The sequence below is a fragment of the Roseobacter sp. genome (assembly GCF_045106495.1).
Classification (GTDB): Bacteria; Pseudomonadota; Alphaproteobacteria; order Rhodobacterales; family Rhodobacteraceae; genus Roseobacter.
The window spans coordinates 1-24,264 of record NZ_JBGCEQ010000010.1; the positions used below are offsets into that span (position 1 = coordinate 1).

At 57.0% G+C, this 24,264-nt stretch carries 21 protein-coding genes; 12 read left to right on the forward strand and 9 right to left on the reverse strand.

The features are described 5' to 3' along the window. Positions 1-452, reverse strand: a 452-nt coding sequence (locus tag AB8B75_RS07095; protein WP_405360979.1) for an ATP-dependent Clp protease proteolytic subunit, incomplete at its 3' end; no start/stop codon positions are given. 151 nt (positions 453-603) lie between these two features. Between AB8B75_RS07095 and AB8B75_RS07100 the strand changes: the two genes are divergently transcribed. Together AB8B75_RS07100 and AB8B75_RS07105 are read left to right on the forward strand one after the other, a co-directional pair. Then, the gene (locus tag AB8B75_RS07100) at positions 604-1,806 is read left to right on the forward strand and encodes an FAD-binding domain-containing protein (protein ID WP_405360981.1); all 1,203 of its coding nucleotides are present in this window, start codon (positions 604-606) and stop codon (positions 1,804-1,806) included. 157 nt (positions 1,807-1,963) lie between these two features. Beyond that, the gene (locus AB8B75_RS07105; protein WP_405360983.1) at positions 1,964-3,991 is read left to right on the forward strand and encodes a PhoX family protein; all 2,028 of its coding nucleotides are present in this window, start codon (positions 1,964-1,966) and stop codon (positions 3,989-3,991) included. A 315-nt stretch (positions 3,992-4,306) separates the two neighbouring features. Here the strand turns inward: AB8B75_RS07105 and AB8B75_RS07110 are convergent, their stop codons facing one another. Together AB8B75_RS07110 and AB8B75_RS07115 are read right to left on the reverse strand one after the other, a co-directional pair. Further along, positions 4,307-5,365: an ABC transporter ATP-binding protein gene (locus AB8B75_RS07110; RefSeq protein WP_405360985.1), complete on the reverse strand. Its 1,059-nt coding sequence runs from the start codon at positions 5,363-5,365 to the stop codon at positions 4,307-4,309. Positions 5,366-5,369: 4 nt separating this feature from the next. Beyond that, entirely contained in the window at positions 5,370-6,176 is an 807-nt protein-coding gene (locus tag AB8B75_RS07115) for an IclR family transcriptional regulator (RefSeq protein ID WP_405360987.1), read from the reverse strand. Positions 6,177-6,412: 236 nt separating this feature from the next. Between AB8B75_RS07115 and AB8B75_RS07120 the strand changes: the two genes are divergently transcribed. The 10 genes from AB8B75_RS07120 (at position 6,413) to AB8B75_RS07165 (ending at position 17,132) form a co-directional block, all read left to right on the forward strand. Then, entirely contained in the window at positions 6,413-7,669 is a 1,257-nt protein-coding gene (locus tag AB8B75_RS07120; RefSeq protein WP_405360989.1) for an ABC transporter substrate-binding protein, read from the forward strand. 126 nt (positions 7,670-7,795) lie between these two features. Then, the gene (locus tag AB8B75_RS07125; protein WP_405360990.1) at positions 7,796-8,722 is read left to right on the forward strand and encodes a carbohydrate ABC transporter permease; all 927 of its coding nucleotides are present in this window, start codon (positions 7,796-7,798) and stop codon (positions 8,720-8,722) included. After that, positions 8,719-9,072 carry an MmcQ/YjbR family DNA-binding protein gene (locus tag AB8B75_RS07130; RefSeq protein WP_405360991.1) on the forward strand — a complete coding sequence of 118 codons (354 nt, stop codon included), beginning with the start codon at positions 8,719-8,721 and terminating at the stop codon, positions 9,070-9,072. Before AB8B75_RS07125 ends, AB8B75_RS07130 begins: the two co-directional genes overlap by 4 nt. Position 9,073: 1 nt before the next feature. Continuing rightward, positions 9,074-9,922 (forward strand): carbohydrate ABC transporter permease, encoded by an 849-nt coding sequence (locus AB8B75_RS07135; RefSeq protein ID WP_405360993.1) that lies wholly within the window; start codon positions 9,074-9,076, stop codon positions 9,920-9,922. Continuing rightward, positions 9,919-12,003 carry an alpha-galactosidase gene (locus tag AB8B75_RS07140; RefSeq protein WP_405360995.1) on the forward strand — a complete coding sequence of 695 codons (2,085 nt, stop codon included), beginning with the start codon at positions 9,919-9,921 and terminating at the stop codon, positions 12,001-12,003. Before AB8B75_RS07135 ends, AB8B75_RS07140 begins: the two co-directional genes overlap by 4 nt. Before the next feature lie 94 nt (positions 12,004-12,097). After that, positions 12,098-12,868 carry an SDR family NAD(P)-dependent oxidoreductase gene (locus AB8B75_RS07145; RefSeq protein WP_405360997.1) on the forward strand — a complete coding sequence of 257 codons (771 nt, stop codon included), beginning with the start codon at positions 12,098-12,100 and terminating at the stop codon, positions 12,866-12,868. 4 nt (positions 12,869-12,872) lie between these two features. Then, a complete protein-coding gene (locus AB8B75_RS07150) occupies positions 12,873-13,778 on the forward strand; it encodes a 2-dehydro-3-deoxygalactonokinase (RefSeq protein WP_405360999.1) in 906 nt (301 codons plus the stop codon). Continuing rightward, positions 13,775-14,380, forward strand: coding sequence for a 2-dehydro-3-deoxy-6-phosphogalactonate aldolase (locus AB8B75_RS07155; protein WP_405361001.1), 606 nt, complete (start codon positions 13,775-13,777; stop codon positions 14,378-14,380). Before AB8B75_RS07150 ends, AB8B75_RS07155 begins: the two co-directional genes overlap by 4 nt. Continuing rightward, on the forward strand, positions 14,377-15,237 hold the full coding sequence (locus AB8B75_RS07160; RefSeq protein WP_405361003.1) for an SMP-30/gluconolactonase/LRE family protein: 861 nt from the start codon (positions 14,377-14,379) through the stop codon (positions 15,235-15,237). The genes AB8B75_RS07155 and AB8B75_RS07160 overlap by 4 nt, the downstream gene beginning before the upstream one ends. Then, the gene (locus AB8B75_RS07165; RefSeq protein ID WP_405361005.1) at positions 15,234-17,132 is read left to right on the forward strand and encodes a beta-galactosidase; all 1,899 of its coding nucleotides are present in this window, start codon (positions 15,234-15,236) and stop codon (positions 17,130-17,132) included. Before AB8B75_RS07160 ends, AB8B75_RS07165 begins: the two co-directional genes overlap by 4 nt. On the opposite strand, the gene AB8B75_RS07170 is transcribed toward AB8B75_RS07165, so the two are convergent. From AB8B75_RS07170 to AB8B75_RS07195, 6 genes are all read right to left on the reverse strand, one after another. Next, on the reverse strand, positions 17,129-18,064 hold the full coding sequence (locus AB8B75_RS07170) for a glucokinase (RefSeq protein WP_405361006.1): 936 nt from the start codon (positions 18,062-18,064) through the stop codon (positions 17,129-17,131). The genes AB8B75_RS07165 and AB8B75_RS07170 overlap by 4 nt on opposite strands. Before the next feature lie 12 nt (positions 18,065-18,076). After that, a complete protein-coding gene (xylA, locus tag AB8B75_RS07175; RefSeq protein WP_405361008.1) occupies positions 18,077-19,381 on the reverse strand; it encodes a xylose isomerase in 1,305 nt (434 codons plus the stop codon). Continuing rightward, a complete protein-coding gene (gene xylB, locus AB8B75_RS07180; protein WP_405361009.1) occupies positions 19,378-20,817 on the reverse strand; it encodes a xylulokinase in 1,440 nt (479 codons plus the stop codon). The genes xylA and xylB overlap by 4 nt, the downstream gene beginning before the upstream one ends. Before the next feature lie 3 nt (positions 20,818-20,820). Further along, positions 20,821-21,585 carry an ATP-binding cassette domain-containing protein gene (locus AB8B75_RS07185; protein ID WP_405361011.1) on the reverse strand — a complete coding sequence of 255 codons (765 nt, stop codon included), beginning with the start codon at positions 21,583-21,585 and terminating at the stop codon, positions 20,821-20,823. 11 nt (positions 21,586-21,596) lie between these two features. Beyond that, positions 21,597-22,919: a sugar ABC transporter permease gene (locus tag AB8B75_RS07190; protein WP_405361012.1), complete on the reverse strand. Its 1,323-nt coding sequence runs from the start codon at positions 22,917-22,919 to the stop codon at positions 21,597-21,599. Between the two features lie 127 nt (positions 22,920-23,046). Next, on the reverse strand, positions 23,047-24,069 hold the full coding sequence (locus AB8B75_RS07195) for a substrate-binding domain-containing protein (protein WP_405361014.1): 1,023 nt from the start codon (positions 24,067-24,069) through the stop codon (positions 23,047-23,049). Positions 24,070-24,264: the final 195 nt, after the last annotated feature.

Genomic DNA, 24,264 nt, shown 5'->3' on the forward strand with positions numbered 1-24,264 from the left:
GTTTCCTGCGCGTGGATCATGATGTCAGTGGCCTGACCCTGATACCCACCCGAAGGCTGGTGCACCATGACGCGCGAATTGGGCAGCGAAAACCGCATGCCTGCTTCTCCAGCAGCCAAAAGCAGAGATCCCATGGAAGCCGCCTGCCCGATGACCAATGTGGACACCTTGGGCTTGATGTACTGCATCGTATCGTAGATCGACAGGCCGGAGGTCACAACACCACCAGGCGAGTTGATGTACATCGAAATTTCCTTGGATGGGTTCTCCGCTTCAAGGTGCAGAAGCTGCGCCACGATCAGCTGTGACATGCCATCATGGACCGGCCCGGAGAGAAAGATGATCCGCTCTTTCAACAGCCGCGAAAAGATGTCGTATGCACGCTCGCCCCGGCTGGTTTGTTCCACAACCATGGGGACAAGATTCATATAGGTGTCGATGGGATCGTTCATGAGGGGTGCCTGTTCTTTAGTGTTCGCACAGACCATACTCTGCGAACCGTTACCTAAATCTTAGTATTGGCAAACGGGGGCTGCAAGGGGCACCGGTTCAATCTTAGGTAATCGTGTTGAACAAACAGCACTGCGCCTTAGGTGCCCTTGCATGAACGCATTGAAAACATTCCCACCCACCCGTACGGCGGCGCTGGAAAACCTGTCAAAATTCGTGCCAAAAGCCGGTCGTGACTACGCCAGCCGCCGCAATTACGATCTGGGTGCGCAGCGCCACACAGGTGTCTCCAACCTCTCACCCTATCTACGCTGCCGTTTGATCACGGAACAAGATGTGCTGCAGGCCGTCCTGGCCCGCCATTCACCGGCTGCATCTGAGAAATTTGTGCAGGAGGTTTTCTGGCGCACCTACTGGAAAGGCTGGCTCGAATTGCGCCCCACCGTCTGGGATCAATACTGCGCGGCGCTGCAAAGGGATTACGACGGTTTGCAAACGCAATCAGGGCTCCGCAAACAATGGGAAACCGCCTGCCGTGGAGACACAGGCATCGAATGCTTTGACCACTGGGCTCGGGAATTGACCGATACCGGGTATCTGCACAACCACGCCCGAATGTGGTTTGCCTCGATCTGGGTCTTCACATTGCACCTGCCCTGGACCTTGGGTGCAGACTTCTTCTTGCGCCATTTGCTGGATGGAGATCCGGCTTCCAACACTTTGAGCTGGCGGTGGGTAACCGGCCAGCAGACCATTGGCAAAACCTATCTGGCTCGCGCCAGCAACATCGCAAAATACACCGAAGGGCGGTTTGCGCCAGTGGGGCTGGCATCCCATGCAGCACCCCTGCCCGCAGAGCCTCTGCCCCAGCCCCGTGCCCTGCCCAACATGGCGGCGCCGAAAAGTGGGTCGAAGACAGGCCTGCTATTGCATACAGAGGACCTCAGCCCCGGTTTCCTTCTCAACCAGATCGCGCCCGCCCATACCGCGACCCTTGTGGTCCATAACGGGTTCAGCCCCCTCATACCGGCACCGCACCTGAACGCGTTTAGAGAAGCGGCCATGGCCGATACAACAACCCGGTGGCGCGACAGGCTGGGAGGGGAACCAACGCCAGTGTCCACCGTCGATGAGATCATCGCCTGGACCAAACAGCAAGACCTGCAACAGATCGTGACAGCCCATGCACCTGTGGGACCAATTGCCGCAATCTTGGAAAATCTAGATCGGGATCCGCGTGCGCCGACTTTGGTGCGGCTGAAACGCGCTTATGACAACCGGGCTTGGCCTTTGGCAACAAAGGGTTTTTTTCCGTTTCGGAAAAACATTCCCAAACTTGTTGCAGAGCTGGTTTGATTTCTCCTTGTCGTTGAAGTTACACTCGTCACGGGAAACCCAAAAAACAAGCCTGACCCGTCACGCAGCCGTTACACGGCGCGGGCATATGAGGCACAAAAAGGCGGCGCTTCATTGTGACCGCTCGTTTTAACCTAGCCACCAACAGAGGACGCAAATGGACCGCAAGGAAATAATCAACGACCCCAGCATCGGAAACAAAGCAGAGGCCTACGAGGCTTTTGACGATATTCCGACAAATTCCAACCTGAGCCGCACCATCGGTGATGTGATCAACCGGCGCTATGGCCGTCGCGACATGCTCAAGGGCTTCCTGGGTGTGACCGCAACAACCGCACTTTTCGGAACCTCTGCGATGATTGCGCCGAAACAGGCCGCCGCAAGTGCTGCGGGTCGCTACAACTTCAAAGAACTGACATGGGGCAATGACGAAGAGCACCACATTGCGGAAGGTTACAACGCCGATATCCTGCTGCGGTGGGGCGACCCGATCACGGCTGATGCGCCGGAGTTCGATGTGCAGAACCAGACCGCCGAAGCGCAGCTCAAGCAGTTTGGCTACAACAACGACTATGTGGGCTTCACGGCGCTGAACGACGCGGGCACCCGCGGTCTGCTGTGTGTGAACCACGAATACACCAACGAAGAGGTCATGTTCCCCGGTCTGGGCCGCCAAGACCGCGACGGCTTCAAGGGCATGACCAAGGAATTGGTCGACATCGAAATGGCCGCACATGGTGGAAGTGTGGTGGAAATCGCACAAGGCGACGACGGCAAATGGGCGTTGGTGCGCGACAGCCAATACAACCGTCGCATTACGCCGCATAGCACGGAAATGACCATTGACGGCCCCGCCGCCGGTCACGACCGGATGAAAACCAATGCGGATCCCGAGGGCATGACCGTGATCGGAACCGTCAACAACTGTGCTGGCGGCATGACGCCCTGGGGCACCTACCTGATGGCCGAAGAAAACTTCCACGGCTATTTCTGGACCGATGTGGTCGATGGAGAGGACAAGCCGGACGTTTCTGCCCAGTCCGAAGCCGCCAATATGAAGCGCTACGGCGTGCCGGGACGTTGGTACGCCTGGGGTCAGCATCACGATCGCTGGAACATCGACAAGGAACCCAACGAGCCGAACCGTTGGGGCTGGATCGTCGAGGTAGACCCGCGCAACCCTGACGCCGCACCGATCAAGCACACCGCTCTGGGCCGGTTCCGCCACGAGGGGGCGGAAACAACCGTCTCCTCCAGCGGTAAACTGGTGGTCTATTCCGGCGACGACAACCGCTTTGACTATCAGTACAAATACGTCTCCGGCGGCACGGTGACTGATGAAACCGGTGTGTTCGGCAGTTCGCTCTTCTCAGATGGCACGCTTTATGTGGCGCGCTTTGACGAGGATGGCACCGTCGCATGGATGCCGTTGGTGCACGGAGAAGGCCCGCTCACCGCAGAGAATGGTTTCAACAGCCAGGCGGACGTGATGATCGATACGCGCATTGCGGCGGACCTGCTGGGCGCTACGCCGATGGACCGTCCGGAAGACGCGCAGCCCGGGCCCAACGGCACCGCCTACATCATGCTGACCAACAACACCCGTCGGACAGCGGATCAGGTGAATGCGGCCAACCCGCGCCCCGAAAGCTCCTTTGGTCATATCATCGAGATCAAGGAAGACGGTGGGGACCACGCGGCTGACAAGGGCACCTGGTCCATTCTGGTCAAATGTGGCGACCCGACCATCGAAGAGGTCGGCGCTCAGTGGAACCCCGAAACTTCCGAAAACGGCTGGTTCGGCTCGCCCGACAACTGCGCGTTTGACGCGGATGGGCGGCTGTGGATTTCCACCGATCAGGGTTCGAGCTGGGGTAAAACTGGCAAATCGGACGGGCTCTATGGCTTGGAGACCGATGGCGATCTGCGCGGTACGTCCAAGCTCTTCTTCCGCTGCCCAGTTGGCGGAGAGTTATGCGGTCCTTACTTCCACGATAACGGCGAAACGCTGTTCCTCGCGGTTCAGCACCCCGGCACGGATGGCACAAAGGACTTCAAGGGCTTCGAGCGCGACTCGACCTTCGAGGATCCGGCGACCCGTTGGCCGGACTTTGATGACGCTATGCCGCCGCGCCCCTCTGTGGTCGTGGTCACGAAACAAGGTGGTGGAAAAATCGCCATCTAGCGCCTTTTCTTAAAGTCATTGAAAAACGTCGGGCCCCGTTTCCCCAGCGGGGCCCTGTTTTTTGCCATTTACAGATCGCGTGCATCAAGTTCGCTCAAAACGCGGGGACGCGCCTCTCAGCCCTGACAAAAAGTCAAATTCTTCCGGCCAGACAAGCGTTGAACAGCTAAACTTCGAAGGCCGCTTCGTGTCTTCATGGCGGTAGAAAACATAGACGGATCGCATCACAATCCGCCACCTGTTTGCCGCAACAGAATCGCATCCGTTGCGACGCGCCTGGGGGTGTTTTCCAATCCTCCTTGGCACGTCACCCCATCAGCGAATGCGCAATCCGCTGTCGTGGGCGAAAACCATCGCGCGTCTAGGTTCAAAGCTTATGTCTACGGTGTCTCCCGCCACCGCACGCTCATCACCACGCTCTTCGGCAATGATGCGCTCGCCCGTTCTGGCAACGAGATGCAGATAGGAAACCCCACCAAGCGCCTCCGAAAGATCGGCGTTTAAATCTCCCTTGTTGATGTGAACCTCGATGTGCTCGGGGCGCACACCCAGAGTGATCTTTGTCCCAACGGCAGGCAAATCGGCGTCCAACGCCACACTGCGCCCCAACGCCGGCACATCCACGCCACCGTCGCTGACCACGCCATCGAGAAAATTCATCGCCGGCGACCCGATAAATCCCGCAACAAATTTGTTGTCCGGGTTACGATAAAGCTCCAGAGGTGCGCCCACCTGCTCAATCCGCCCAGCCCGCAAAACAACGATTTTGTCCGCCAGCGTCATCGCTTCGACCTGATCATGGGTCACATAGACCATGGTTGCGCCGATATCCTTGTGCAGACGGGCAATCTCCACCCGCATCTCCACCCGCAATTCCGCGTCCAGATTGGACAGCGGTTCGTCAAACAGGAACACCTCCGGCCCGCGCACAATGGCCCGCCCAATGGCCACCCGCTGGCGCTGCCCACCCGAAAGCGCTTTGGGCTTGCGCTCCAAATATTCGTCAAGCTTCAGAATATCCGACGCGCCTTTGACCTTCTGCTGAATCTCCGCCTTGGGCACGCCGTTCATCTTGAGGCCAAAGCCCATGTTTTCCTCAACCGTCATATGCGGATAAAGCGCATAAGTTTGGAACACCATCGCAACCCCGCGCTCTGACGGGTCCATCTTTGTGACATCGCGCGAGCCAATGTGGATTTGACCGTCACTGGTCTCCTCCAATCCCGCGATCATGCGCAACAGCGTGGATTTGCCGCAGCCCGAGGGCCCCACAAAGACACAAAACTCACCGTCCTCAACCTGAAGATCTACCCCATGGATCACTTGCACATCACCATAGCGTTTGATGGCATTGTTCAGCGTTACACCTGTCATTGTTTTAAGTCCCTGTGTTTTGAAGGTCTGTGTTTTGTTGATTGCTATCCGGAAAGCGCCAGGCCTGGGCCTCGACGGCAATGGCGTCGGCGGTCCGAGCCAGTCGCGGGGCCCAGGTTTCCAGTTGCTCCAGGCTGGCGGTCTTGAGCGAACCGGTGATCGACATCGCGCCCAGAACACGTCCTCGGTCCGTCAAAATAGGCTGCGCGACACAAATGATGTCTGGTTCATGTTCTTCGCGGTCAAAGGCATACCCGCGGTGACGGATCGCCTCCAGTTCTGCACGAAGCGCTTCCGGCGTCGTGTAAGTATGTTCCGTAAACTGATGAAACGACTGCTGCGCGATCACGCGCGCCAGTTCTTCCGGCCGCAAAAACGCCAGCATGGCCTTGCCGACGCCGGTGCAATAGGCTGGTCCAACCTTTCCGGCATCGCTATACATTTCAATCGGTTGTGCTGCGTTCCTCTTGTCAACATAGAGCACCTGCGCGTTGTCGAGTTGCGCCAGATGCACGGTATGACCGGTTTCAGAACTCAGCTGATCGAGAAAGGGCCGCGCAATCGGTGCCAACGAACTCTGGGTCCAGGCCGCATGGGCCAAACGCACCAGACGGACACCCAAACTATAGGTCTGACGCTCCGGCTCATAGGCCAACATGCCCTGATTCGTCAGCGTCTGCAGAAACCGATAAAGCGTCGCCTTTGGGAACTCACTGGCTTCAAGCAGGGTGCCAAAGCGCACAGGACGGCCGTAGGCCGCGACCTGATCCAGGACATCCAAGGCTTTCCCAACGGTTCCGTCACCGGACATTTTTCTTGACCTCCCGTTTTACGTACGACCCTCACCCTTCGGATAAATTCTTAAACATCAGTTATTTAAGATCTTACCCGGCTCCCCGAGCGGCGCCTGTGTTCTGCAGTTTCCCGAAGAACACTGTTGACAGAGTAAGCAGATTGCAGTGTAGTTTTCAATATATAAAACTCGGTTTCAAATAATGGAACCAAATGACAGTCGAATATCTGGACACGCACCTTAGGGAGGACACCATGCGTTTCACCACCACCTCAATGCTCATGGCATTGGCAGGATCAACCATGCTTGCCGGCGCTGCTGCGGCGGATTTGTCAGGCGATCTGAAGATTTTCCTCGATACATCTAACCCCGCACCCCGCGCGACCATGGAAAAGATGATCGGCGATTTTGCAGCGCTGCATCCAGATCTGAATGTCGAAACAACGGTGATCGACCGCGAAGCCTATAAAACGCAGATCCGCAACTTCCTGACTGCGGACTCGCCTGATGTTGCCACATGGTACGCCGCCAACCGGATGACACCCTACGTATCCGCAGGGTTGTTCGAAGACGTGTCCGACCTCTGGGCGGAGCCTGAAATTGCCGAAAACCTCGCCTCCACCAAAGGCGCGATGACGATTGATGGCAAACAGTGGGGCGTTCCCTACACCTACTACCAATGGGGCATCTACTACCGCAAGGACATCTACGAAGAACTGGGCCTGAACGAACCGGCAAACTTTGAAGAGATGAAATCCAACTGTCAGGTGATCATCGATTCGGGACGCAAATGCTACACCATCGGCACCAAGAACTATTGGACTGCGGGCGGCTGGTTCGACTATCTGAACATGCGGACCCACGGGTTTGATTTCCACATGGAACTGGCCAGCGGTACCGTGAAATGGACAGACGACCGGGTGCGCGAAACTTTTGCCAACTGGCGTGCCTTGCTCGACATGGGTGCCTTTGTCGACAACCACCAGTCCTACAGCTGGCAGGAATCGCTGCCCGCCATTGTTTCGGGAGAAGCGGCGGCCATTCTAAAGGGCAACTTTGCAGTGGCACCACTGCGCGAAGCCGGTCTGGATGACAGCAAGCTGGACTTTTACCAGTTTCCAGCGATCACCGAAGGCGTGGCCATGGCCGAAGATGCGCCGACAGACACCTTCCACATTCCTGCCAATGCCTCCAACAAGGACAATGCCCGCGAATTCCTGCGGTTTGTTGTCTCGGCCAATGTTCAGACCGAAATCAACAATGGTTCGAACCTGGGGCAGCTTCCCGTTAACGCGGGTTCCGCAGTGGACGATGATAAATTCCTGAACGAAGGCTTCACCATGCTGTCTGAAAACAGCCCCGGCGGTGTGGCGCAGTTCTTTGACCGCGACTTCCCCGCTGAAATGGCCGCAGAAGCCATGCAGGGCCTGCAGGAATTCATGGTCTTCCCGGACAACCTGGACGACATTCTGAACCGCCTCGATAAGGTTCAGGAACGCGTCTACAAATAACCAAGTATCGGCCGGGCGGCTCCCAAACGCCCGGCCCTTTTCCGGCTCATTCGCGCGCGCGACCCGGTCTCGCGTTCGCATGCGCCGCCGCACTCAGGCCCCTGCACCGACCGAGGAGAAGCTTCGATGACAGCTATGGACCCCGACACCACAACCGAGCGCCCCGCGCGCAGTTGGTACAAACGCAACGAAATCGCCGTCACGCCCTGGCTTTTTCTTGCGCCAGCGATCCTCTTCTTTCTCTTTTACGTGCTCTGGCCAATCTATCAGAGCTTCGTGGTCTCGTTCTACGCTTGGGACGGTCTGGGCGAAGCCACTTACGTCGGTATGTCCAATTACGTAGAACTGATGGACGACAGCGCTTTTGAAGTATCGCTGTGGAACAATCTGAAATGGCTGCTTTTTTACCTGCTGGCGATCCCCGGTGGGCTCTTCATTGCCCTTTTCCTCAACCAGACCGTAACCGGCATTCGTATTTACAAATCCCTGTTCTTCTTCCCTTTCGTGCTCAGCCAGGTGGTGGTTGGTCTGGTGTTTTCCTGGTTCTATCTGCCCAACGAGGGGCTCTTGAACAACATCCTGGGCTTTTTCGGTGTCGACGCGATCAACGTGCTGGGAGATCCGACATTGGCGACCTACGGCATCATCGCTGCCGGTCTCTGGCCACAGACTGCCTATTGCATGATCCTCTACCTCACCGGCCTCAACGCGGTGGACCCCGAACAGATCGAAGCCGGGCGTCTCGATAACGCCAAAGGCTGGAAGATGCTCTGGTACATCATCATCCCGCAACTCAAACCCGCCACTTTCATCGCCTTCGTGGTGACCATCATCGGCGCTTTGCGGTCCTTTGACCTGATCTCGATTATGACCAACGGTGGCCCATTTGGGCAAACCCGCGTGCTGTCATTCTACATGTTCGAAAAGGCGCTGTCGGAATATGGGTTCCGCATGGGGTATGGCGCGGCCATCGCCGTGGTGCTTTTCCTGATCATGCTGGTCTTCATCACCTACTTCCTGTGGTCCATGTGGTCCGAGGAGCGCAGACGATGAGCCTTCGCAAACGGGTTGAAGCGGTATGCGCAACGTTGCCGGGGTCGGAAAAATCCGACCCTTGGGGGGGTGGGCATGACGCCTGGAAAGTCGGTGGCAAAATGTATGCCTGCATTGGTGCCAAACTGCCCGGTGTCTCTGTGAAAACCGCTGACATCGAAACCGCTGCCCTGTTGATCGACGCCGGTGTGGGCATTAAAGCCCCCTATTTTCACCGAAGTTGGATCAACCTACCCGAACAAACCGATGACAGTGAACTACGCCACCGGCTTGTCACATCCTATGACATCGTTCGCGCCGGTCTGACGAAAAAGGCACAAGCCGCATTGCCCGCCCGAGAGGAGGCCTGAAATGTTCCCTACTCCGATTGAAAAAACCCCGCGCTCCTGGCAGTTGACCTACCAGTCTCTGCTGCCACTGGCGCTGGTCATGTGGCTCTTGCCGCTGATCGCCGTGGCCGTGTTCTCGATCAAACCGGCGGTGGACTTTACTCAGGGCAACTACTGGGGCATGCCGTCCTCGTTTGAGCTCTTCAACAATTACGGGCAGGTGTTTTTCAACTCCGATATGCCACGTTACATGATGAATTCGGTGTTGATCACGGTGCCCACCGTGATCGGGGCCGTGACCCTCTCCTGCCTCGCGGGCTTCGCGCTGGGCATCTATAAATTCAAAGCCAACATCTGGGTTTTCTTTATGTTCGTGGCGGGTAACTTCGTGCCCTTCCAGATCCTGATGGTGCCTGTGCGCGACCTTACGCTCGACATGGGGCTCTATAATACCAAAACCGGATTGGTCCTCTTTCACGTGGCCTTCCAGACAGGGTTTTGCACGCTTTTCATGCGCAACTTCATCCGCGCATTGCCCTACGAACTGATCGAAGCCGCCCGCGTCGAAGGCATCGCCGAGTGGAAGATCTTCTGGTACGTGGTCATCCCCCTGATGAAACCAGCAATCGCTGCGCTGTCGGTGCTGATCTTCACTTTCATCTGGAACGATTACTTCTGGGCGGTGGTGCTGACGCAGGGCCCTGAAAGCCAACCCGTGACCGCCGGTATCACCAGCTTCAACGCGCAGTTCCGCGCCGCGTATCACCTGATGAGTGCAGGCAGCATCGTCGCCGCCCTGCCCCCGGTATTGATGTTCTTCCTGATGCAGAAACACTTCATCGCAGGGCTGACCCTCGGGGCCGTAAAGTGATCCAATGCTGGCGGCTGGACGACGCACGCCAGACACTGGCGCTCGCCTCACAAGGCGGGCGCTGCCCACAAGTAATCTACTGGGGCCCGCCCCTGCCCGAGTACGAGGACCTCGCGCAGGTCGCAGACACCGCTGCACTGGATGTCACCGGTGGCATGCTGGATCAAAACCCGGATCTGTCACTCTGTCCTGAAGCCGCGCGCAGTTTTCCCGGCCAACCGGGCATGGTCGTGCGGGATCAGGACGGCACCCCACTCTTGCCCAAATTCAAACTGCAATCGGTCGACACCCACGACTGTGGTCTCGCCGTCACCTGTTATGACAAAGACAACCGGCTGACGTATGTCGCTCGGTTCGAGCTGGACCCAGAAACCCATGTGATCGCGATGACATCGCAGCTCAACGCCGACCGCCCCTTACACTTGCATTGGCTGGCGGCACCCGTGCTGCCCGCGCCGCAACACTCGGACGAAATGATCGATCTGGCTGGACGTTGGTGCGGAGAATTCCAGCTCAATCGCACCGCGTGGTCTCCTGGCATCCGGTACCGTGAAAACCGCACCGGCCGCACCGGGCACGAGCATTTTCCGGGCCTGTTGGTCCCTTGCCATGGCGCCACCAATGCCAGCGGCGAAGCCTTCGCCTTTCACTACGGCTGGTCCGGCGGGCACCGGATGATTGCCGAAGAGCTGCCTGATGGCCGTCGTCAGATCCAGTTCGGCCACGCCGCCCGCATGGAAACCGCCCCGGCCACCGAGTTCCGCACCGCCCCGCTCTATGCGGTCTATTCCTCGGATGGGTTGAACGGCTGTGCAGTGTCTTTCCAACGGCATCTGCGCGACCGGATCGTCACCTGGACCAAACCCGGACGCCCGCGCCCGGTGCACTACAACTGCTGGGAAGCGGTTTATTTCCAGCACGACATGCCGGTTCTGCAGGACATTGCCGCCCGCGCCGCCAAGCTGGGAGCGGAGCGCTTTGTGCTGGATGACGGCTGGTTCGGCCAGCGCGACGATGACACCTCTTCCCTGAGCGACTGGGAGGTCGATCCCCGCAAGTACCCGGATGGGCTGGCCCCGCTGATTGACTATGTGCATGGGCAAGGCATGAGTTTTGGCATCTGGTTTGAACCGGAAATGATCAACCCCAATTCCAACATTCATCGCGCCCATCCCGACTGGGCGCTGGGGGCCGAAGACCAGATCCTGGGGCGTCAGCAAAAAGCGTTGAATATGGCGCTGCCGGAGGTGCGCGCATTTCTCTATGAGCGGATCGCAGCCCTCTTGGCCACGCACCCCATCGACTACATCAAATGGGACCACAACCGGGTCTTGCCGATGCCCGATGCCGCCCAGACACGCGGGTCATATGCGCTGATTGACCAGTTGCGCGCCGATTTTCCGGACGTGGAGATCGAAAGCTGCGCCTCAGGTGGCGGACGCATCGATTTCGGCATTCTCAGCCGCACGCAACGGGTGTGGCTCTCTGACAGCAACGACGCGCTGGAACGGTTGAAGATGCAGCACAACGCAGCGCTCTTCATCCCCTCCGCCGTGACCGGCAGCCACGTCGGCCCGCGGCATTGTCATACTTCCGGGCGCCATCTCGACATCGAGTTTCGGGCCTGGGTTGCTGCGCAACGCCATATGGGGTTTGAGATGGACCCGCGCGAATTGACCGGTGATGAAGCCGCCGTGCTCGCCGATGTCACAGCCTGGTGGAAGGCTAACCGCGACTGGATGTATGCCGCTGACATCCTGCGGCTCGATGCCTCCGACCCTTCGGTAATTGCCGAACAACAGCAGGCCCGCGACGGCAGCCAGTTCGTGGTTTTTGTCGGCAAGTCCGGCACATCGCCGCAAATCGCGCCCCGCCCGTTGCGGCTGACCCGATTGGAACCCACTGCACGTTACGAAATTAGCCTGCGCAACCGCGCGTCTGCCATGGGGCTGTCGCGCGGGAAACTCGCGCTTAAAGACGGCACCGTGACCCTGACCGGTGCCACACTTATGAGCAACGGCCTGACCTTGCCATGGAGTTTCCCTGAAAGTATGTGGGTGCTGGAAGGAAGGCGGCTGTGAGCCGTTGCAGTCCCGCCCGCGACGCGCAGAAAAAGTCATACGTTTTGTGCACAGTTTGTGCACGGAAATCACATCCTATCTCAGAGGTACTCTGATGACCCAGAACGCAATTTTCCACGACCTCAAAGGGGCCTCCATTTACATAACAGGGGGCGGTTCCGGCATTGGCGCGGACCTCACCGACGGGTTTCTGGCCCAAGGTGCAAATGTGGCGTTCATCGGACGCTCGGATGCCAGCGCCTTTGTCGATGAGATGGCGGAAAAGCACGGTCGCGCGCCGGTGTTTTTCCAAGGTGACATCACCGATACCGAAGGTCTGCGCAAAACCATCACAGCCGCCGAAGAAGTGCATGGCCCGATCGATGCTCTGGTGTCAAATGCCGCCAATGACCGGCGCCACAACTGGTTGGAACTCACGCCCGAAGACTGGGATTTTCTGTTATCTGTCAATCTCAAAGCCTATTTCTTTGCCGCCCAAGCTGTGGCGCCCGGGATGATCAAAAGGGGCTCGGGAGCGATCATTAATTTCAGCTCCATCAGCTACATGATGGGCAATGCAGGCTACCCGGCCTATACTGCGGCTAATGGCGGCATCACTGCCATGACCCGCTCTTTGGCGCGCGAGCTTGGCCCTGACGGCATCCGCGTAAATGCTCTGGCGCCCGGCTGGGTTTTGACACCCAAACAACTGGACAAATGGGCGACACCAGAAGCTTTGGCAGCACATCTGGAGCGCCAATGTCTGAAAACCCACCTTGAACCGCAAGACGTTGTGGATGCGGTTTTGTTCCTTGCCTCAAAGACAAGCCGAATGATGACTGGACAATGCATGGTTGTTGATGGCGGAGTGGTAACAACGGGATGAAGGCATGAGCAAGGACAGCGCACCGGACTGGATCGCCGTGGATTGGGGTACAACCAATCTGCGTGTCTTTGCAATGCAAGGCGCAACCGTTTGCAAACGCGCGCAGTCAGAAGACGGTATGGGGCGGCTGGCCGCAGCGGAGTTCGAGCCCGCGCTGCGGTCGCTGGTCGGCGATTGGCTGAAGGACGGCAACCTCCCCGTTATCGCCTGCGGTATGGTCGGATCTCGCCAGGGCTGGGTCGAAGCCCCCTACCGTTCCGTGCCCTGCACACCGCTTGCCGAAGCCCTCACTGCCGCGCCCACAACCAATGGGTTAGATGTACGCGTCGTTTCTGGTCTGTCCCAATCCTCACCGGCCGATGTGATGCGCGGCGAGGAAACCCAGATCGCAGGGTTCTTGCAACTTAATCCCGGTTGGGACGGCGTCTTGTGCCTGCCAGGCACCCATACCAAATGGGTTTTGCTAAGTGCCGGCGAAGTGATCAGTTTCCAAACTTTCATGTCTGGCGAACTCTTTGCCCTGATCAGCGAAAAATCCGTTTTACGTCATAGTGTTGCGGAGGACGGTTGGGACAGCGCTGCTTTTGAGACTGCGATCAACGATGCGATGTCCCACCCGGAACGGCTGGCCGCGCGATTGTTTGGTCTGCGGGCAAATAACCTGTTGCATCAAACCACGGCACCCATCACCCGTGCGACGCTCTCCGGCCTTTTGATCGGGTCTGAGCTTGCCGCCGCCCGCGCCTACTGGCTGGGCCAGAAAATTGCGATATTGGGCACCGGAAAACAGGCCCGCGCCTATCAATCCGCTCTGCGCCCGCAAGGTGTCGAGGCCATGCTGGTGGATACGGAACGCGCAACCCTCGCGGGTTTGACCGCTGCTTACAGAAACACAAAGGCTCTCACATGACATTGCCCCTGATCGCCATTTTGCGCGGCATCACGCCTCCTGAAGCCACCGCAGTGGCCCAGACCCTTCTGGACGCGGGCATCACTCGGATCGAAGTTCCGATGAATTCCCCAGACCCTTTGACGAGCATTGCCAACCTGGTGCAGGCGTTTGGCGATCGCGCACTCATTGGCGCAGGCACGGTTTTGAGCGTCGCCGAAGTTGATGCGGTCGCGAAAGCGGGGGGCCAACTGATTGTGTCGCCCAATTGCGATGTGGAAGTCATCAAGGCAACCAAACTTCATGGCATGCAAAGCTGGCCCGGGATCTTCACGCCGACGGAAGCGTTTGCCGCTTTAAAGGCTGGCGCAGATGGGCTGAAACTTTTTCCAGGTGCCATGGCGGGCACAGCCGGATTGGCGGCGATGCGCCCTATCTTGCCCAAAGGCACGCTTGTGTTTGCGGTCGGCGGCGCGGGACCTGAAAACTTCGACGATTGGATCGCGGCAAGTGCGGACGGGTTTGGTTTGGGTTCCGCCATTTACAAACCGAACATGACGCCCGCAGATGTCGCAACCCGCGCGCAGAGGATTGTCGAGGCCTACAAACAGGCCACCGCGTGACACCTTCGGTCTATGACGCCCGGCGATGCCAGCTCGGCGAAGGGCCACTTTGGCATCCATTGCGCAAACAACTGTTCTGGTTTGATATTTTGGGCAAAAAACTACTGAGCCAAACGAAGAAGGGGGCTGTGGAATGGGAGTTTGACGCACCTGTCTCTGCAGCCGGCTGGTTGGATTTTGAGACATTGCTCATCGCCTCATCAACGGGTCTGTGGCAGTTCGACCTAGCGGATGGCAGCAAGTCACTGTTGGCATCTCTCGAACAAACAAATGCAATGACACGCTCCAACGATGGTCGCGCTGATCCCTGGGGCGGGTTCTGGATCGGAACCATGGGGATTGACGCACAGCCCGGCGCCGGCGCTGTTTACCGATACCATCAAGGGCAATTGCGAAAGCTCTTTGGCCAGATCACAATCTCCAACGCCATCTGCTTTGCGCCCAACCGGCAGTTTGCTTATTTCACGGATACCGCCGAGGCAAAACTGATGCAGGTGCCGTTGGATCGGGCGGGTTGGCCCGCCGGAAATACCACGGTTTTAATCGACTTCCGTCCTGACAACATGAACCCCGACGGTGCAATTGTTGATGCCCAAAGCGCACTGTGGATCGCGCTTTGGGGAGCTGGTCGGGTCGCCTCATACTCAGCTGACGGCGTTTTCCAGCACAGCATTGAAGTGCCCGCAGCCCATACCACCTGCCCAGCTTTTGGAGGCGAAGAGATGACAACTCTTTTTGTGACCAGTGCGATGCAAGGCATCGATTCCAAAGAAATTCAAGAAAACACCAGTCATGGTCAGACTTTTGCGATCGCCAACGCAGGTGAAGGGCGCGCCGAGCCAAAGGTGATCTTGTGAAACGCGCATTAGGTGTTTGCTACTACCCCGAACACTGGCCTGAAGACATGTGGGCGCGCGATGCTGCCCGTATGGTCGAGAACGGCCTCTCCTGGGTCCGGATTGGCGAGTTCGCTTGGAGCCGGATGGAACCCACACCCGGCAATTTCACCTTTGAATGGCTCGACCGCGCGATCGAAACACTCAGCAAAGCGGGCCTCAAGATCATCCTAGGGACACCAACCTGCACGCCCCCTCGATGGATGCTGGACAGGTTTCCAGATATGCTGTCACTGGACGCTCAAGGGCATCCGCGCAAATTTGGATCGCGGCGGCACTATTGCTTTAGCCATGCGGGCTACCGCGCAGCCAGCGGCGACATCGCACAGATTCTGGGTGACCGCTACGGGCATGATCCACGTATCCTCGCTTGGCAAATCGACAATGAATACGGGTGTCACGACACGATAATCTCCTACTCGGAAGCGGCGCGGGATGCATTTCGCCTTTGGCTGGCCGAGCGGTATCAAACCATAGATGCGCTCAACATTGCCTGGGGCAACGTGTTCTGGTCCATGGAGTATCGAAGTTTCGACGAAATCGACCTGCCCAACCTGACTGTCACGCAATCCAATCCGAGCCACGAAATGGCCTTTCGGCGTTTCAGCTCAGATCAAGTGGTGCGCTACCACGAGGTACAGGTCGCAGCCCTACGCGCCCGTACTGATGCGCCTTTGATCCACAACTATATGGGTCGGGTACTGGATTTTGATCACTTCGACGTCGGGGCCTCCATAGATATCGCAAGTTGGGACAGCTATCCCATTGGCTTTCTGTCTGATCGGCTGGAAAGCAGCGAAACCTACAAAACCCGCTATCTCCAGCAGGGAGATCCGGACATGCAGGCCTTCCACCACGATCTATACCGTGCGGTAGGCAAAGAAGGACGATGGTGGGTGATGGAGCAGCAACCCGGCCCGGTGAATTGGGCGCCACACAATCCCGCGCCGCTGCCGGGGATGATACGCCTGTGGAGTTGGGAAGCCTTTGCCCATGGAGCAGAAGTGGTGAGCTACTTTCGCTGGCGTCAGGCCCCGTTTGCACAAGAACAAATGCACGCCGGATTGCGCCGACCCGATGATAGCGCAGCCCCCGGTCTGGCGGAGGCCGCACAGGTGGCGCGCGAGATCGCTGAAATGCCCGAAATTGCCGCCAAGAAATCCGATGTGGCCTTGATATTCGATTACCCTTCCGAATGGGCTTGGGCCACCTTGCCTCAAGGAAAAGGCTTCAGCTATTTTCGTTTGATGCTGGATGCTTACCGGGCCTTGCGAAAGCGCGGTTTGTCGATCGACATTGTGCCCTCGACAGTGTCGGATCTGTCGGAATACAAACTGGTGTTGGCGCCGGGATTGGCTCATTTCCCGGACGGACTTATGCGTGCTCTGGGAAACACCGTTTCGTTGATCGGCCCGCGTGCCAATGCAGTTTCAGCGGAGCTGTCTATCCCCATGCCTATGGGCCCGAATATTCCCGGTATTGATGTCACCGTCGTGTCTGTTGAAAGCCTTCCCGCTTCGGTGGTTCGCCCCGTCAAAGGCGGTGGCGCGGTCCAGCACTGGGTTGAAACACTCGAAGGACAGGCGGACACACTATTTGAAAGCGAAGCCGGGGCTCCCATTTTAAAAACCACGGGCAATCAGCACTATTTGGGCGCTTGGCCCGACGCAGATTTATGGGACCGCATTATCGTCAATCTAAGCAAAAGAGCGCAGTTTCCCACGCGAAAATTACCCGAAGGTTTGCGCTTGCGACACACAGAAACACATCTTTTCGCGTTCAATTACAGCACAGAAACCGTGGACCTTGACGGGAAATCCATACCGCCTACTGGCGTCACGTGGTGGCCAAACTAAGATGGCGACCTGGCATAGGCCAAGCAACCCAAAAGGGCGGCTTCATCTTGAGTAATCACGGATATGGCCACCGGCGGCAGGGTTGATTTAACAGTTGGCTGTGCGCTGACGGTTTCTATGAAAATCGCGCGCGCGGGGCTGTCCAACAGTGCTCGAACAACAGAACCGGCCAAAAAGATACCGCCCGACGGCATGTAAAGCAGTCGCAAATCCTGCACGTATTCCCCTAACATGCGCGCAAATATCGCGCGGCTGGCAATGGCATTTACATCACCAGAACAGGCTTCTTCCAGAACGACGCGCGCATCGACAGCGGCACAGCCGGTTGCTTCGCTGTGGAGGCGGGACAATCCGGGCCCGGACAGCACATCTTCTACGCATCTGACCCAATCGGCAGACCGGCCGAGGAACTTCTCCAGAGGGTCTTTCATACGACTGGGCAAGCTGACCAAACCTGCCTCAGCCAACAGACATGACACACCTGCTGCATGAGACAAGACCGGGCTTACATTAAAGCCAGTGCCTATGCCTATGACCAGACGCTGCATCTGCGCCGCTGACCCTGTTTCGGCTTGGACGACAGGTCGTAGACCGCCTTCGTCCAGACTATCAAGAGCGTAGCCCAAAGCCGCAAGATCATTCATGAGGTTGACGCCTTGCAGTCCATGGTCCGACGCCAGCCGCCGCGCGTCAAATTGCCAGTCCCGGTTTGTCAGCCGCGCCGTCACGCCATCACCGGGTCCAGCAACCGCAACGGTCAGCGCTTCGATCTTGGCAACCTTGACATCCGCCAAGTAAGCAATGAGAGCGGCATCAAAACTGGCATAACCATCGTTTTGAAACCGACGTGTCAGGGATGCGTCTATGGTGCCGCGTCTGGCGCAAGCAAACCGAACGTTTGTTCCACCAACATCTGCCAGAATTTGTGCCATCGTTGCATGCCCTTAAACAAATCGGCTTACGTAGTTTTCCAAGATTTCCTGTTGGCCCGACCGGGGTTGTGGATCTATTCCGCCCGACGCAACACGCGCCTCAATGACTTCAAGCGTATCAGAGGTTAGCAAGCTTTTCGCGGCAACCTCATCCCAGCCTGCATAACGTGCCGCCCTGGCTTCTTCCAAACCGCCATCTTCCATCATTGTCGCCGCCGCTTTGAGACCACGCGCGCAGATGTCCATGGCGCCCACATGCGCTGCGATCAGATCTAACGGATCAAGACTTTGCCTGCGCAGCTTCGCATCGAAATTAGTACCACCCGTGGTGAAACCGCCGGCCTTGAGCACCTCATAATAGGCCAGTGCAGCCTCGGGAACATTGTTTGGGAACTGATCTGTATCCCACCCGGATTGGTAATCATTTCGGTTCATGTCGATGGAGCCAAAAATGCCCAATGCCGAGGCTGTTGCCAACTCGTGTTCAAAGCTATGCCCCGCTAGGATAGCATGTCCTTGCTCAATGTTCATCTGCACTTCGCCTTCAAGACCAAACTCCTTGAGGAACCCGTAAACAGTGCAAACATCATAGTCGTACTGATGTTTTGTTGGTTCCTGTGGTTTGGGCTCGATCAGAATGGCTCCCTTGAAGCCAATTTTGTGCTTATAGTCGACGACCATCTGCAAAAACCGACCGGCCTGTACGCGTTCGCGCGCAAGGTCAGTATTCAACAGAGTCTCATAGCCTTCGCGCCCCCCCCAAAGCACGTAGTTTTCCCCGCCCAGCTTATGGGTGGCATCGATACAGTTTTTAACCGTCGCGGCCGACCAGGCGAAAACTTCAGGATCGGGATTGGTGGCGGCACCTGACATAAAGCGCCGGTGCGAAAAGAGATTGGCCGTGCCCCAAAGCAGCGCAGGCCCACCAGCCTCCATTTTACCGCCCAGATAGTCGATGATCTCTTCAAAGTTGCGCTTACTGGCGGCAAAACTATCACCTTCAGGTCGGATATCCGCGTCGTGCCAGCAATAGAAGGGCTGTCCGAGAATTTCGAACATCTCGAACGCAACATCCGCTTTGAGCCGCGCCAGATCCATAGTATCGCCGAACCAAGGACGCTCGAAGGTTTGTCCGCCGAAAGGATCCATGCCCGGCCATGCAAAACTGTGCCACCAGGCAACAGCAAACCGCAAATGGTCTTCCATCCGTTTACCGGCGACAATTTCATCCGCGTTGTAGTGACGATAGGCCAACTGATCCGCAGGCGCGTTCGGGTTATAGGTAACGGGTGAAATACCCGCGAAAAAGTCGGTCATAGAGTCTCCTTGAGGGCGCGATAGGCAGCACGGTACTGCGCGTGACCGGCGCGGAACGCCTCACTCAGTACTGGATTTGGGAATATCGTGTGATCTGTATCAGGGGCTACGGCCAATTCTGGCCCTGCATCGTTTGCGGCCATTTGGGCCAGGCGCGCGGCCCCGAATGCGCCGCCAAAATCGCCAGCTTTAGGCACATCAATTGGCATGTCCAAAAGGGTAGCCAGAATGTTCAACCAGTAGTCCGACAGGCTACCGCCACCGACCGCAACCAGGCTATTGATCTGTGTCCCTGTGCCGCGCAGCGCATCGTAACAGTCCTTAAAAGCGAAACTGACCCCTTCGAGAACCGCGCGCGTACCTGCTGTCTGATCGGTTGCATGACCCAGGCCCAAGAACGCACCGCGCGCTGCGGCGTCATTGTGCGGCGTGCGTTCGCCACCCAAATATGGCAGAAACAGCGTTTCGGATGGGGCTGCCAGTGCACCAAGATTTTGTGTGAGCGATTTTGCATCAGAGCCCACCAGGTTTGCAAACCAGTTGAGCGCATCTGTGCATGCCAGAATGACGCCCATCTGATGCCAGGTGTTTGGCAACGCATGACAGAAGGTGTGCACGGCACTTGGCGCGTCAGGTTGATAGGCGGGCGAGGCTGCAAACAGTACGCCGGAGGTGCCTAGTGATATAAACGCCTGCCCCGGTTTGACCACGCCCATACCCACGGCAGCGGCGGCATTGTCTCCCGCACCGCCCGCCACGATCACCCCCTTCGGCAACCCCCACCGCGCGGCCAGGGTGTCACGCAATACACCAGATACCTGTGAGCCTTCCACGAGCCTGGGCATATGTTCCCGGGTTAGGGCAGACGCCTCCAAAAGCGCGTCAGACCAATCGCGTCTGCCGGTATCAAGCCAACTGGTGCCAGCCGCATCGGACATCTCCGAGACAGCTTCGCCGATCAGCCATAGGCGCAGGTAGTCTTTGGGTAACAAGACCTTGCGCATTTTTTGCCAGACTTCGGGTTCGTTTTCACGCACCCAGGCTACTTTGGGCGCGGTAAAGCCTGGAAACACGATGTTACCTGATATGTCGCGCCATTTCGGATCGTCATCCAAGCTGGCCGCCTGCCGGTGACTGCGGGTGTCATTCCAAAGCATACAAGGGCGCAGAACATCTCCTGCTGCATCCAGTAGCGTCGCCCCATGCATCTGGCCGCTCAGGCCAATAGCACGCAAGCCCTTCAAGTCATGCTGCCCGGCCAACTCAGACATCACCGCCTCCGCAGCAGCAAGCCAATCCGCCGGATTCTGCTCTGACCAACCGGATTGAGGCCGTGTCACGCTCAGAGGCGCTGTTGCCTCTGCGCATAAAGTTTGATTGTCGTCGATCAGCACCGCCTTAAGCCCGGAAGTGCCAAGATCTAACCCAAGATACATGGTCTAGGCCGCCTGATCCGGTTTCTTACCCATGATAATCATGCTCAGAATGTCATCCTCGGTTACGTCCTCGACACGTTCTGTGCCGATCATTTTGCCGTTTTTCATAACCGATACACGATCACAAAGATCCAGCATTTCGCGCGTGTCATGCGAGATAAGGAAAATGCCGAGACCCTGTTTCTTCAACTCCTGAATCAACTCGGCGACCATTTGCGTTTCGTGCACGCCAAGGGCGGCCGTTGGTTCATCCATGATCAGGATTTTGGCATTGAAATAGACCGCGCGGGCAATCGCCACGGATTGACGTTGCCCCCCCGACAAGGCGCTCACCGGCTCCTTGAGTTTTTTGAAATTGGGATTGAGGCGCGCCATGATTTTGGCGGTCTCATTCTCCATCTTTGCGTCATCCACGAAACCCATACCGGTCACCAATTCGCGACCAAGAAACAGATTGGAAGCTGCGTCCAGATTGTCGGCCAAAGCCAGTGTCTGGTAAATCGTTTCGATATTGTAGTCCCGCGCGTCTCGCGGGCTGGCGATCTCGGCTTTCTCACCATTGATCCAGATCTCTCCACCGTCTTTTTGGTATGCGCCTGCGAGGATTTTGATCAACGTGGATTTACCGGCGCCATTGTGGCCCAGCAGGCCCACGACCTCACCTGGATATAGGTCAAGGCTGACATGGTCGACGGCGCGAATACCACCAAAGGAAATTGAGATGTCCTTGAGTTGAACAAGCGGGGTGTCTGTACGTTGGGTTGTCATGATCGTTCCCCTTACTTGGATTTGGCACGGTAAAGAATGTCAAGGAAGACCGCCAGAACAAGGACCGAGCCCACCACAATCTGTTGCATTGCGGCGTCGAAGCCGATGAGTACCATGCCGGTTTGAAGCGATTGCATGACAAGCGCGCCAAGAATGGCGCCATAGATTGTCCCCACCCCACCTGCGAGAGATGTTCCGCCGATGACAGCGGCAGCAATTACGTAAAGCTCATCCAATGTCCCCAAGGCATTTGTCGCGGAGCCAAGTCGAGCGGAGGCCACAACGGCGGAAAGCCCTGCCAATGCACCCATCAAGGCAAAAATTTTCACCGTCATCCAGCGCGTGTTGATACCTGCCAGCTCCGCCGCCTCGGGGTTACCACCGATGGCGTAGACATAGCGTCCGAAGCGCGAGCGCGACATCAGGATCGTCATGAAAATCGCAACCGCCACAAGTATGAGAACCGGAATGGCAAATCCGTGCGATATGAAGAGACCTTCAGGAGGGATTTCGACATTATTGGCCTCGGCATAACGCCGCACAATGCCGCGTGGCCAGGGGTAGGCATTGACCAGCAGAACGGATCCAATCACGGCACCACAGCCGACAACAGCGATAAAACTCTCGGCCCAGATCGGACGCTGTTGGATATGAAAGACGCGACGCTTGCGGCGTCCCATCACGATCAGCCCAAGAACGGCGGCGCATCCCAGTATGCCGACTAACCAACTGCCCGCGGAGCCAATAGCGCCGTAAGGTCCGCCGCCGAGAAGAGCGAAGGTAGGATCCACAGGTGAAATCGTTTCGCCGCGCGCAACAAGAAAAGCAGCACCGCGCCAAACCAGCAGACCACCCAGCGTTACGATGAAGGCAGGGATCTTGCCATAAGCGATCAACGCGCCATGAAAAGCGCCAATGAATGTGCCGCAGGAGATGCCTACAAGAATTGCGATGATCCAGATCAGCGGATGGCCAAGCCCTAGGTACTGCGGCAGAATATTAACCTGGACGACGCCCATGACGATCGCGCAAAACCCTAAAACCGATCCAACCGACAAATCGATATGTCGCGTGATGATCACAAGCACCATGCCGGTTGCCATGATCCCAATTGAGGCTGTCTGAACAGATAAGTTCCACAGATTGCGAGGCGTCAGAAAGAAGCCGCCGCCACGGAACATCTGGCCGTAAAGGTGAAAGCCCACCCAAATTAATGCCAGAGCGCCCAGCATGCCCAAAAGGCGAGTGTCCAGTTCGGTATCCCGGAAAAAGCGGGCGATGACGCCTTCTTTTTCGGGCTCCGCGCCAGAGTTTTGCGATGTTTGATCTGTCATGTGTCAGCGCCTCAAGCAGAATATGCGTCTCCGTTCTGCGCAGTCGAGCGCAGGGAAAAGCAGATGGGCATTTTAGAAAATGAGAGCACCGGGCGCGGTTACCTGCGCCCGGCAAATTCAGCTCAAATCAGCAACCAGCGACGCCAGCTTGTGCACCGGCACAGGCTTTTTCTTGCGAAATATGGCCAGCATCAATTGCTTGGCTTAGGTTACCGGCCGTGATTGGTGTTGGTGTGAGGAAAATTGCATTCATTTCAACGCCATTTTCGCCACCAGACCACTTAACCGCATCCTTGACGTCTGCCAAAGCTGTGCCGTTCGCCAGATCCATTGCGATGTTAGCTGCCGCTGCCCCCAAAGCACGGGAGTTTTTCCAAACCGATACAGTCTGTTCGCCACGTGCTACGCGATTCAGAGCCGCATGATCGCCGTCTTGACCGCCAACGGGAATGCTCAGTCCTTGCGCTGCAAGGGCTGCAATTGCGCCGCCTGCCATACCATCGTTCTGGGACAAGACCGCGTCAATTTTGTTGTCATTTGCGGTCAGAATCTGCTCCATGTTTTTCTGAGCATTGTCCGGTTTCCAACCATCGGTGAAGGCTTCACCAACAATATTAATTTCGCCTGACTCAACTTTGTCGCCGATGACTTCCATCATGCCTTCCAACAGGAAACCGGCGTTCGGGTCACCTTTGTCACCTTTGATGATGGCAAAGTTACCGCTGGGCTGAGCCGCAACAACGGTCTCCGCGATGATCCGCCCTACGCCTTTGTTGTCGAATGTCAGGTAAAAAGCGCGTTCATCTTCGATCAGACGGTCATAACCGACCACCGGAATGCCCTCTGCATCTGCTTTATCCACAGCAGGACCAACCGCGTCTTTGTCCACGGACAGGATGATCAGCGCATCAGCGCCCTGCGCAATCAGCGCTTCAACGTCTGTGAGCTGTTTTGCGGCTGACGCTTGCGCGTCGGCGGACATATATGTGGCGCCTGCAGCGTTCAAAGCCGCCTTGATCGCCGCTTCATCTGTTTTCCAGCGCTCTTCCTGGAAATTGGACCAGCTAACGCCGATTTTCAGGTCTTGCGCATAGGCTGTGGTGCAAAGGGCGGCCGATACGGCAACACCCAGAATAGTGATCTTCTTCATTATATCCTCCCAATGGGACAGTTCGATTAACTGTTGATGCCGTTTTTTGTATTGGCATGCTTAAAAGGATTGACTGTTTTAATTCAGCTGTCAAAATAAATTTATGCGCAGTAAGCTAAAAAATCGGGCGAACTCCGAAATTATCAAAGAAATATCAGATTTTTCTGATTTATTTCTCCTGTTATTTTCGGCGAG